Annotated in this window: 8 protein-coding genes, 1 pseudogene and 1 CRISPR repeat array; of the genes and pseudogenes, 4 read left to right on the top strand and 5 right to left on the bottom strand. The window is 46.5% G+C overall.

Annotated features, from left to right (window positions below):
* Together RIE73_RS08080 and RIE73_RS08075 are read right to left on the bottom strand one after the other, a co-directional pair.
* Positions 1–183, bottom strand: a pseudogene (locus RIE73_RS08080) (hypothetical protein); the annotation flags it as partial.
* 209 nt (positions 184–392) lie between these two features.
* Entirely contained in the window at positions 393–2,636 is a 2,244-nt protein-coding gene (locus RIE73_RS08075) for a molybdopterin oxidoreductase family protein (RefSeq protein WP_446400702.1), read from the bottom strand.
* A 333-nt stretch (positions 2,637–2,969) separates the two neighbouring features.
* Here RIE73_RS08075 and RIE73_RS08070 point away from each other — a divergent pair, with 333 nt between their 5' ends.
* On the top strand, positions 2,970–3,095 hold the full coding sequence (locus RIE73_RS08070; protein WP_446349878.1) for a hypothetical protein: 126 nt from the start codon (positions 2,970–2,972) through the stop codon (positions 3,093–3,095).
* Positions 3,096–3,316: 221 nt separating this feature from the next.
* A CRISPR array of direct repeats spans positions 3,317–4,081; the repeat unit is 37 nt; unit sequence GTTTCCTTATAATGAATCCCGGCAACGGGATTGAAAC.
* 120 nt (positions 4,082–4,201) lie between these two features.
* Here the strand turns inward: RIE73_RS08070 and RIE73_RS08065 are convergent.
* The 3 genes from RIE73_RS08065 to RIE73_RS08055 all read right to left on the bottom strand — a co-directional run bounded on the left by RIE73_RS08065 (position 4,202) and on the right by RIE73_RS08055 (position 7,566).
* A complete protein-coding gene (locus RIE73_RS08065) occupies positions 4,202–5,725 on the bottom strand; it encodes an MFS transporter (RefSeq protein ID WP_446400701.1) in 1,524 nt (507 codons plus the stop codon).
* A gap of 386 nt (positions 5,726–6,111) precedes the next feature.
* Positions 6,112–6,396 carry a cupin domain-containing protein gene (locus RIE73_RS08060; RefSeq protein WP_446400700.1) on the bottom strand — a complete coding sequence of 95 codons (285 nt, stop codon included), beginning with the start codon at positions 6,394–6,396 and terminating at the stop codon, positions 6,112–6,114.
* Positions 6,397–6,627: 231 nt separating this feature from the next.
* Positions 6,628–7,566, bottom strand: a complete 939-nt coding sequence (locus tag RIE73_RS08055; RefSeq protein ID WP_446400699.1) for a cupin-like domain-containing protein — start codon at positions 7,564–7,566, stop codon at positions 6,628–6,630.
* 437 nt (positions 7,567–8,003) lie between these two features.
* Between RIE73_RS08055 and RIE73_RS08050 the strand changes: the two genes are divergently transcribed.
* From RIE73_RS08050 to RIE73_RS08040, 3 genes are all read left to right on the top strand, one after another.
* Positions 8,004–9,695, top strand: a complete 1,692-nt coding sequence (locus RIE73_RS08050; RefSeq protein ID WP_446400698.1) for a GH3 auxin-responsive promoter family protein — start codon at positions 8,004–8,006, stop codon at positions 9,693–9,695.
* A 177-nt stretch (positions 9,696–9,872) separates the two neighbouring features.
* A complete protein-coding gene (locus RIE73_RS08045; protein WP_446400697.1) occupies positions 9,873–10,532 on the top strand; it encodes a 2-keto-4-pentenoate hydratase in 660 nt (219 codons plus the stop codon).
* 383 nt (positions 10,533–10,915) lie between these two features.
* Positions 10,916–11,716, top strand: coding sequence for a class II aldolase/adducin family protein (locus RIE73_RS08040; RefSeq protein WP_446400696.1), 801 nt, complete (start codon positions 10,916–10,918; stop codon positions 11,714–11,716).
* Positions 11,717–12,068: the final 352 nt, after the last annotated feature.

Here is a 12,068-nt window from a genome sequence, read left to right as displayed (position 1 = left end):
CGCGCCATTGTGGTGATTCGGGGATGAATGACGGGTTTTACTGATAACCTGTGACAAAGGGCGCACGTCTGACAAAGGGCGCACGTCTGACAAAGGGCGCACGTCTGACAAAGGGCGCACGTCTGACAAAGGGCGCACGTCTGACAAAGGGCGCACGTCTGACAAAGGGCGCACGTCTGACAAAGGGCGCACGTCGGTGCGCCCCTACGGTTGATTATGGTAGGGGCGACCTGCTTGCATTAATTCACAACGGCGTCCATTGACTCGGGTCGCCCTTTACTCAATGGCGGTGTTTATAACCTGGTGGGTTACGGCGGATATGGGATTAGATGGTTCGTTTCCTCCACGAAGCACCGCCTAACCCACCCTACTGGTGGACACTCAAATCGGGTTTATTTGCCCAACATCGACTGTTGCTCAACCTCCTGTTCCCATTGCACCTCTGCCGACTCTGGCACTAAACTCACCTGCACCGCACAGGCTTTTAACTCCGGTTGCCCAGACTCCGGACAAGATTCTGGATGGGTCAAGGCATTCGCTTCGGCATTGGCTGCCCACAACGCCCCCCAATGCATCGGTACAAATACCGTCCCTGGCGCGATCGCTTTCGTTACCTGAGCCGGAAACCGACTTTTGCCCCGGCGCGATCGCACGTCTACCCAATTCCCGTCTTCAATCCCTAGTTTCTGGGCATCACGGGGATGGATTTCTATGAACGGTTGTGGATGCATTTGCTGAATCTTGGGAATACGACCCGTCCGAGTTTGGGTGTGCCAGTGACCATACAGGCGTCCTGTTGTCAAGACCAATGGATAATTCGGATCAGGGGGTTCTGCCAATCCCCGTGAGTGATACGCGGCAAACTTTGCCCGTCCATCGGCGGTGGGGAAGCGCCAATCTGTGTACAAGCGTTTGGAATTTGTCGGGGTGGGTTTAGTCTCGTTAGAGGTTGAGGACTTATCGGTAAACTCCGCCTCCGGGTTTTCCTGCGGATGGGGCCACTGAATTGGACTCTCCTGTAACTGCTCATAACTAATACCCGTCATATCGCAAACCCGCCCCCGGGTGACTTGCACGAACTCCCGATGCACCGCCGCCGAATCCGCAAAGTCAAACTGTTCCGTAAACCCTAAACGCCTCCCAACTTCGGCAAAGATTTCCCAATCGGCTCTAGATTCGCCAACTCGGTTGCGGAATTGGGGACATAAGGTTACGACCCGTTCAGAATTCGTCATCGTTCCCGTTTTTTCACTCCACTGGGCGGCGGGAAGGATGACATGAGCATAAGCTGCCGTTTCTGTAGGATAATAGGCATCCTGATACACCGTAAACGGGGACTGCTTCAACGCCGCTTTCGTGCGTTCTAAATCGGGCATACTCACCGCCGGATTCGTCGCCGCAATCCAGAGGAATCCGACTGCACCTGTCTCTAATCCCAGGATCATATCCCAAGCTGGTAAACCCGGTTCTGGGGAAATTTGTCCTGGATTGAGTCCCCACAATTGTTCCAATTCTGCCCGATGTTGGGGATTCTTCACCAACCGATAACCCGGGAGAATATGCGCCAATCCTCCCGCTTCTCGTCCCCCCATCGCGTTGGGTTGTCCAGTGAGGGAAAAGGGACCCGAACCCGGTCTACCAAGGGTTCCGGTCATCAGGTGTAAGTTAATTAATGTGCGGACTTTGGCGGTTCCTTCTGAGGATTGATTCATCCCCATTGACCACAAGGATAATACTCGTTCGGAATCACCCCAATATCGAGCCGCCTTTTCCAATTCATCTAACCGAATCCCACACTTACGCGCTACAAGTTCGGGGGGATAGTGGCGAATGATATCGGCGTAGAGGGGAAAGTCTCGCGTACAGTCATCAATAAATAGGGTATTAATTTTCCCCCAACGCATCAGCAAATGGGCAATTCCATTCAGCAAGTCTATATCCGTCCCTGGTCGAATCGCTAAATGTAAATCAGCAGCTTCTGCGGTGGGAGTACGCCGGGGGTCAACCACAATCATTTTTACCTTGCGGTTCTTTTTACAATGTTTGTGCAGGCGATTAAATACGATTGGGTGACATTCGGCGGTATTTGTACCAATTAAAAAGGCACAATCTGTTTTTTCTAAATCCTCGTAGCAACAGGGAGGACCATCTGACCCGAAACTCTGGATATAACCCGATACGGCGGAGGACATACAGAGGCGAGAATTGGCGTCAAAATTGTTTGTACCCAGACAGCCTTTGAGTAATTTTTGGGCAATATAATAGTCTTCGGTTTGAAATTGACCAGAACCATACATACAGATGGATTCAGGTCCTTGGGTAAAGCGGACGGTTTGCAGTTGGAGGACGATGCGATCGAGGGCTTCATCCCAACTGACTCGTCGAAAGGGCTGATCCAAGGAGTCTCGCATCATCGGATATTTGAGACGATTTTTATCTAAGGATTCGCTTACTGTCGCTCCCTTGACACAAACTTTTCCCTGGCTGGAGGGATGATCGCGATCGCCCCGTACTCGCCATATTGGTGTTCCTTCACTATCGCGATGAGTGGCTTTACCAGGTTGGGCGGGTGGCGTGACCTCTAAACCACAGCCGACACCGCAATAGGGACAAAGTGTTTTTGTTGAGTTAGTCATGGATTTTTTTAGGGAACAGGGAACAGGGAACAGGGAATTAAAATTTAGAATTCATATCTTTTTGACTATCTTTGGGTTCAGGTTAAGGAAATAAAAGTGTTGATTTGGTATAAACAGCAACAAAAAGTCATGGGATATGAAAAAATTACATTGGAGAAATGCTAATTTTACAGAATGGTGTGAAAATGAGCGTATTTCACTATGAGATAATAGAGGACAGTAAAACCAGAAGAGAATCCCAAGCCTTCTCTCTTTAACCCCCCTTTCAAAGGGGGGCAAGGGGGGATGGAGAGAGGTTTTCCAGATCCCGTGGAACGTAAGATTGGAGGTTAGGTGCTGGTTGATGAACTGGGTACACGCGATCGCATTCCGGTGAACAACGTCTCATCTCAGCCAATCGTCTGGGATATTGGGTGTCGCGATCGCTCTCCAACCTACGCGCTAACCTCGACAAGATGAGAGCCTTATTCTATGATGTGAATAAGCGGATTTTTGACGGGACGAAGCGGGGGCAAAAAACCCGGTTTGCCGTCAAAACGCTAGGAACCTTGACAATTAAAGATTTCAGCCGTTTTTGAGAAAGGGCAAAAAAAGCAAAAAGTCCATTTCAGCGTTTGGATTTCGTCAGCCGTCAAAATTGGCTGTGGGAGTCCCGGCTAGAAAGGGTTTCAGAGGGCGGGGTTTCCTTATAATGAATCCCGGCAACGGGATTGAAACATGATGTCTTCTAAGTCGTAGCCGTCTAAATCCATTGTTTCCTTATAATGAATCCCGGCAACGGGATTGAAACCCGACAAAACAAATTCAGCATTGTGTAGACTTTGACCGTTTCCTTATAATGAATCCCGGCAACGGGATTGAAACTGGGAATGACTTGACATTGAGATACTTCCACTTGGTTTCCTTATAATGAATCCCGGCAACGGGATTGAAACACAAAGGGGAACGAGGGGTGGCGGGAGAACCTGGAGTTTCCTTATAATGAATCCCGGCAACGGGATTGAAACTGAACCGCTGGCTGATTACTACGCCCAACCTTGAGCGTTTCCTTATAATGAATCCCGGCAACGGGATTGAAACGCAAAGGTCATTGGCGACGGCAAGGCGTCAAAGGGGAGTTTCCTTATAATGAATCCCGGCAACGGGATTGAAACGTTCACTCGGTCTTTATCTTCGATTCGACCGAGGGTTTCCTTATAATGAATCCCGGCAACGGGATTGAAACAAGCAAGTTTACAGGGAAAAACCTGAAGCTTTTGAGGTTTCCTTATAATGAATCCCGGCAACGGGATTGAAACACTTACTAAAGTTCAGGCGTTGGAAGCTTCACTGATTCGTTTCCTTATAATGAATCCCGGCAACGGGATTGAAACAATCAGTCCTGGTCTTACTACGCTCACAGCCTATAGTTTCCTTATAATGAATCCCGGCAACGGGATTGAAACACATAAACCAAATTTTAAAAGATTCACTCAAATCCCCCCATAAACCTGTAGAGACGTAGCATGCTACGTCTCTACAAAGGGATGTCGATAATTGGCTAACTTACCAATGAATCATCAACATCAATGGGTTTGTTCATCCACCAAAACTGGAACACCTTCGACTGGCAATTCGGTTTCTTCACCTTCATGATGTGTCGCAAAAGATCCTTTAGGTTCTCTGAGGAAGAACCAACAGAGGAAGGTAACCACTAATGCTGTAACTCCTAAGGTTTGGAAGAAAACGCGGTTACCGAAATCGCCTTCAGGGAGCAAACTAAATAGGGTGAGATAGGCAACAGCACCCACATTACCATACGCCCCAACATTACCCGCAATCTGACCCGTAACTCGGCGTTTGATTAACGGTACCATGGCAAAGGTAGACCCTTCACCAGCTTGGACAAAGAAGGAACACCCCATAGTGAGAATAACCGCAGCAGGTAGCCACCAACTCCCATTTACGGTACTCAACATCAGATAGCCAATTCCCATGCATCCTGTCAACACCGTCATCGTCCATTTCCGGCTTCCTAAAGTATCTGAAATTAATCCGCCACCGGGACGTGAAACTAAGTTCATAAACGCATAACTAGCAGCAATCATTCCGGCTAATTGCTTACTCAATCCAAAGGTTCCTTCAAAAAAGGCGGGAAGCATGGAAACAACGGCTAATTCTGAACCAAAGTTGACCACATAGGTTAATTCTAGAAGGGCGACTTGGGAGAAGTTGTAGCGATCATTAGCAGGATACCGTTTTTTACTTGTCATGAGGTCTTTATTTACATCCCAGCATTTGTAAGCCTGGAACAGATATAACCCCAACAGCGCTAACCAGGTGATAATTAATCCAGTTCCATCTAAGAAACCAACATTACTTAAACGCCAAGCCAAGACAGCCAGAACACCCACCAGAGGAACATTCATCAGCATCAGGAATCCAAAGTCCCGCTTGGTGGTGACTTCTAAGCCACCGTGACGCTTGGGTTTCTGATAAACTTTACCCGGAGGTGTATCTTGAACGTTTCTATAGTAAAAGATGCCATAGAGTGCAGCAATAATACCAGTGAGTGCGATCGCTAATCGCCAGTTGATCAATCCACCCCCAGCGCCAACGGTTAATAACGCCGCAATTGTGGGTAGGGTAAACGCAGATGCAGCCGAACCAAAGTTACCCCATCCCCCATAAATTCCTTCAGCCAAGCCAATTTCTTTGGGGGGAAACCATTCCGCCACCATGCGGATACCAATCACGAAGCCTGCACCCACAATACTTAGGGCTAAACGGCTGATCACTAATTGGCTAAAGTCTTGCGCTAGGGAAAACGCCAGACAAGGAATTGCCGCATATATCAGCAACACGGAGTAAGTTAACCGTGGACCAAAACGGTCGAGTAACATACCGATAATAATCCGAGCCGGTACCGTCAGCGCTACGTTACAAATCGCCAAGGTGCGAATTTGTGCCGCACTTAGCCCTAATTCTTCTTGTACGGCTGTCGCTAATGGGGCAAAATTGAACCAAACGACAAAGGAGAGAAAGAAGGCAAACCACGTTAAATGTAAGATGCGGTATCGACCGCGAAATGACCATAATTCTTGCAGCATCTGTTACTTACCTATCTGTAAAAATTTCCGAATGGGGGTTCAATTTAATCGAGCAATTTTTTAATCCATTGAATTCGTCAATTGCTCTCACTTAACCGAAGTAATTTATTTACGGTTCCCCGATGTCCGCTACAAGAATCACACCCTTGCCCGAGAGGTTTCGTATATTTAAATACAAAATTGGATTGAATATGCATTGGCTGCATAATTTTAATTCTTAGATTGCATAATTTACCTCAACTATACATGTAGAGACGTTGCATGCAACGTCTCTACAGGTTGACATCAATGGATTGAAATGGGCTGCTAGGAGAATCAATCACAAGGGAGATATCCTGAGCAAATTTCTCCTATCTCCACAGGAAGGGATGGGCAAATCACCTGAACTATCCAAACTGGTAATGCTTCTTCACATCACTCCTAATCTTCCAAGTACAAGACATTCCGGCTGGAAACGTAACTAAATCGCCTTTTCCCATTTCGACAGGTTCACCGCCATCAGGAGTGACAACCACATCGCCTTCCAGGAAATAGCAGGTTTCTGGTTCATCATAAGTCCAGGGAAATTCTGAGGCTTCCTTCGTCCAAATTGACCAATTGAACACTTTTAACTCGTCCAGGCGTTCCTGACTCGGTTGGCGTTCGATTTTAATCGTCTGTTTGGTTGTCATTGGTTATCGTTCACTCATGATCGAACACTATAATTATAGGCGTCTGGGACTATAAGTTAAACCTCTCACCCTAATAATTAGGGCGGGTTTAGTGACATCTAGGTGACAATAAATGTTAATAGTGAAACCCGCCCCTACAATTGTTAATTACACAGACAGATCCCCGACTTCTTGGAGAATTCGGGGATCTTGCTTAGTGAGATAAAACAAAGGCTAGTTTAATTTTTTTACTCAAATTCTGTACAATATTTGGCGAATATTTGACTGAGGATGAGGCTGAAATAAAGCTGTGATTAAATTGCCTCCTATATAAGGAATAGCACAGACAACCCCTAGGATAGACCGCCATCGTTCCCAATTCAGCAAGGCGCGTCTAGCCGGATAAATGCGCCAAAATCGATTGACTGAACACATCATAGTGTTATCAATTCCACTGACATCATGCCACCATCCAGCAGGCAAATAAAGTGTTTCTCCGCGTTCTAGAATGACCTCTTGTTTGTGTTCCAGGGCTTGCTTGAATTTAGGAAAGGCGTCAAAATCGAGATGCTCTAAAGATACTTGACTAAAACAGCAACGCAACTTCATCCCATGACGTAAATGACCGAGAATGGAAAAGGGATAAAGATTGTAGGTTTGAGAGGGAGGGAACAAGACAATTTTTTTGACCCCATGCAGTTGAATCAAGGTATTATCCAGGATATCGTAATGCAATCCAGAACGATGGCTTCCTGAACCCATATACATTTTAAAGTCGGTGACAGCTTGAGTAAAACCAAGTTTGTCGCCCAAGGTTTTCCAGGTAGAGGTTTGGGTTAGTTGGGTAGTCTTGAGGGGGGCTTTTCCCAGATACAGATCATTCTCTTGAACTTTACCACAGCGTAAAAGTTCAGCATAGTCGGAGAATCGCATGGTTTCTAAGGCGACGCCACTACCGACACGAGAACGTTGAGAGTCTCCAGAATTATAGTTCGCCCGTTCGTAGTTCCGCACCATAAACTCGCGATCGCCAATTTTTGCACAAAGATACTCCAAAGTCCAATCGGGTTCATTTTCCAACAATCCGGTAATCACCACAGGTGTCCCGGTTTGTTGATAGCGTTGGCTAAAGGCTTCTGGCGTGAGTGTGGATATATCGACACGCGGTACAGAGAGAATTGAGGGGTTCATTCGCATATCAAACTCGACAAGGAAACGGGAAACAGAGAACAGTCAGGATTTGACAGTTGTTAGCATTTTTGGGGACAGCGAACAGACGTTATCGCCAGGTACTTATCTGAGGGACGTTTAACCGAGAACTAGGGAACAAAACCTTAAGAAAGCACATCTTGGCAAGGGTTCAACTCCATCCCCATCAATAGTCCTCCTGAAACTAAGGAGTAGGGGTGGGGACGATATCTGAGAAAATGGGGAAAAAACTTGACAATTTATTCAACAAGTGACAAAAATGATGGAATTTCTGATCGGTCATTGGCAAACAAGCACAGGAATCTGGGTAACGACTCGGTATGAAACCATACCATAAAATGCCGAAAAATGCCGGAAAAATTGCCAAAATTTGATTCGGCTAGGGAGAAACGTTCAATTTCAACTGGTACGAGGATATCATGTCAAATTATGTACTGCCCCTATTAACCACGCTAACCCGACAGGTTAAAGCCAATTTCGTGAACAAGACGCATCAGACGGAGGCGGTACAGGAACGGTTTCTGCTAAAGCTGTTGCGACAATATGCTAACACCGAACTAGGGCGGAAATGGGGGTTGAGAGAGATTAGCACCATCGACCAATTTCGCGATCGCGTCCCGGTTCTGCCCTATAGTAGTTATGAACCCTACACTGAACGTATTTTCCAGGGTGAGTCTAATATCTTAACCCCTGACCCCGTAGTCTATCTTAATCTCACCAGTGGTTCCACGGGTTCAAAGAAGCTGATTCCCGTAACCAAGCGGTTTCAGAATTCCTTGCGAGGGGCTAATTTAACCAGTATGGGGTTCTTAGCCGATGCGCTGAACACTCGCAACCGTAAGTTTGGTAAACTCTTAATTACCAACTCTGTGCAACCCATGGGACAGACGCCAGGAGGGATTCGGTACGGTTATGCCAGTGTTGGCGTGCTGCGGATGGGGAAATTTCTCTACCAACAACTGTTTGCCCATCCCTTTGAAACCCTGCAACCGGGGGATAGCCTAGCCCGCCATTACGTTTGCTTACTCTTTGCGCTACGCGATCGCACCATGCGGGGGATGATTGCTAATTTTCCCATGCTCCTGCTGCGAACGGCAAGTTATTTGGAAACCTACGCCGAAGATTTGATTCGGGATTTAGACAAAGGGACAATTGCGGATTGGCTAGATTTAGAATCCGGGATTCGGTCACAATTAGAGCATCAATGGTCTGCTTATCCGGAACGGGCGCAGGAACTACGAGATAGTTTACACCAAGAGGGACGCTTAACGCCGAAACGGGTTTGGTCAGAGTTATCCTTTGTCGCCACCGCACGCGGCGGTACGTCTGATTTCTACTTCCAACGCTTTCCCGATTATTTTGGTGATACGCCTGTGTTTGGGGCGGTTTATTCCTCAGCAGAAGCCACATTTAGTATCTACCCGGATGTAGATACCGATGGGAGTGTTTTGGCAATAGAAAGCGGCTTCTTTGAATTTGTTCCCGAAGACCAATGGGACGCCGAACATCCGAAAACTCTATTGGCGACTGAGGTGAAGGTAGGGGAACACTATCGCCTCTTAACCACCAATTATAGTGGGTTTTATCGCTACGATATTGGTGATGTAATCGAAGTTGTGGGATTTTACAATAAGACGCCCTTAATTGTTTTCCGTTATCGTCGCGGCGGAACCCTGTCGGCTACTGCAGAGAAGACAACAGAACACCATGCAACTCAGGTAATGCAAGCCTTACAACAGGAATTTGACGTACCTTTAGAAGATTTTTGTCTAACCCTTTCGGAGAGTATTGTCACCGCCCATTATTTAGTCAATATTGAGTTAGCACCGGGTCAACGTTTAGACAATCCCCAAGCTTTCCTCGCCAGTTTTGACCGTAAACTGCAAGACGCCAATACATCCTATGCGGTAAAACGACCTGATAATTATATCCCAGCGCCCCGCCTACGGATTTTAGCACCGGGTAGTTTTGCCATTGTGCGTCAGCGTCAGTTAGAACGCGGTGTTCCTGATTCTCAGTTGAAGTTTCCTCATATTAGCAATGATCGGCAATTTTTGGCAGGGTTAGAGGTGTTAGAGGAGGTAAGATTACCTGATGATAGTGGCGATTGAGATGAGGAAGCTGGGGAAGATGAGGGAGATGAGGGAGAATTTTTCCAATGCCACTGACTTTAGAGTTTGTAGTAAGCGCTTTAGCGCTTCTGGCACTAAAGTGCCTACTACGAACCCAGCTTAAGTCAGTGACATTCGACATAAGACAAATAACGAATGACATAAGACGAATGACAAATGACAAATAACTATTGGCAATCGGCTGTTCTCACAATTGTATTAGGGAGTCAAATTTTTGGGTTAGGTACGGTTGAGGCGACAGCAAACCAGAAACGCACCGCTTGCCAAACCAAGAAAGAACTGGCTTGTGCTGGTGTTGTCATAACGCCAGATTCGCCATTTTTGGACGAATTAGTCACCCATTACATCAACCGTATTCCTCTGGAAACCACACCGCCCGACTTAACCATAACCGAAGCCGAACAATTCCGCGATCGCTTCATAGAAAAACTCACTCCTATTTTAGGACAACGCATCGGATATAAAGCCGGACTCACAAGTACAACCGCGCAAGAACGGTTTAATATCTCCCATCCCTTACGCGGGATTCTCTTAGAACAAATGTTGCTACCCAGTGGGTCAATTGTCCCCGCCAATTTTGGCGCACGTCCCCTGTTTGAAGGAGATTTAATCGTCAGAGTCGGAAGTGAGGCAATTAATGAAGCCACAACTCGCCAAGAAGTTTTAGCCGCCTTAGATGCCGTTATTCCGTATATTGAACTGCCAGATTTAATCTATGACTCTGGGGTAAAATTAGACGCGGCTGACCTAATAGCGATTAATGTGGGGGCGCGTTTAGGGATTGTAGGCGAACCGATGCTTGTAGTTGCGCTTTAGCGCCCTAAACGTTAAAACACCAACCATAAACGCTCAAATCATATCATATCTTGACAATTGCTCCTAATTGTAATACTGTAAAAGCCATCGTTTCAGGAGTTTTTATTCAGGGGTGTTTAACCGAACATGATAAGTAGTCGGACAAAAGAAAACGGTACTGTATTAAGTGCAAGTAAATCGCCCTCAAACCCTTACTGTTGCCTGTTGCCTGTTGCCTCTTCCCTAATCTCAACCGTTCACGTTAATTGTGTCCACCCACTTATCAGTGCCATTTTACTTCAGTATCAGGGCGCACGTCGGTGCGCCCCTACGGGAATGTGGGTTAAACATTGATAAAATAGTTCAATCTATTTTTATCTACCGACTGAATTTACTAACTATCTATGGTTTCTTCAATTGATCCCCAATTAGCCATTCCAACCTCAAAATCAACCCAACTCCCCCAACCGCCAACATTTACCTCAAAAGAAGCGGAACGCCTGCACCGCAAACAACACTTAGCCGCCGCATTCCGCCTATTTGCCCGCTACGGCTTCGATGAAGGAATTGCGGGACATATCACCGTGCGTGACCCTGAATTCACCGATCATTTCTGGGTCAATCCCTTTGGCATGTACTTTGGTCATATTCGGGTTTCTGATTTGATATTAGTTAACCATAACGGTGAAATTGTCAAGGGGGACAAACCCGTTAACGCCGCAGCCTTTGCCATTCACGCCCAAATTCACCAGGCGCGACCGGATGTTATCGCCGCCGCCCATGCTCATTCCCTCTATGGCAAAAGTTGGTCAACGCTGAAACGTCACCTTGACCCCATCACTCAGGATGCTTGTGCCTTCTATGAGGATCATGCCGTGTTTGAGGACTATACAGGTGTTGTTTTGAATACAAACGAAGGTGAACGTCTGGCGGAAACCTTAGGCAAGAAGAAAGCCATTATACTGTGTAATCATGGTTTATTAACCGTGGGACATTCAGTCGATGAAGCGGCGTGGTGGTTCATCGCCATGGATAGATGTTGTCAAGCACAATTGATGGCGGAAGCGGTGGGTAAACCTAAGTTAATTAATCCGGATACGGCGAAGTTGACTCATAGTCAAGTGGGTTCTCATTCTTTGGGTTGGTTTAGCTTTCAACCCCTTTATGACATGATAATTAAAGAAGAACCCGATTTATTGGATTGATTAGGAAATCCGTCGAGAAACCGTAGGGGTACCATCCTTGCGCCCGATTTAATCGTCAAATCTATTCCACAATTTTAGCTGTGTCACGCCGCAATTTTGGGCAAAAATTAAAAGTTAGTCAGGGCGGGTTTTGTATAAAAGTTATTAGCCATGGCGACATGAAATTCCCTAAACGCTTTACCGCTTACGTCGAGAAACCGTAGGGGCGCAAGGACCTGCGCCCGATTTAATCATCAAATCTATTCCACAATTTTAGCTGTGTCATGCTGCAATTTTGGGCAAAAATTAAAAGTTAGTCAGGGCGGGTTTTGTATAAAAGTTATTAGCCATGGCGACATGAAATTTCCTAAAC

Source organism: Coleofasciculus sp. C1-SOL-03 (genome assembly GCF_040220555.1).
GTDB lineage: Bacteria > Cyanobacteriota > Cyanobacteriia > Cyanobacteriales > Coleofasciculaceae > Coleofasciculus.
This window is presented reverse-complemented; position numbering and strand designations above follow the sequence as displayed.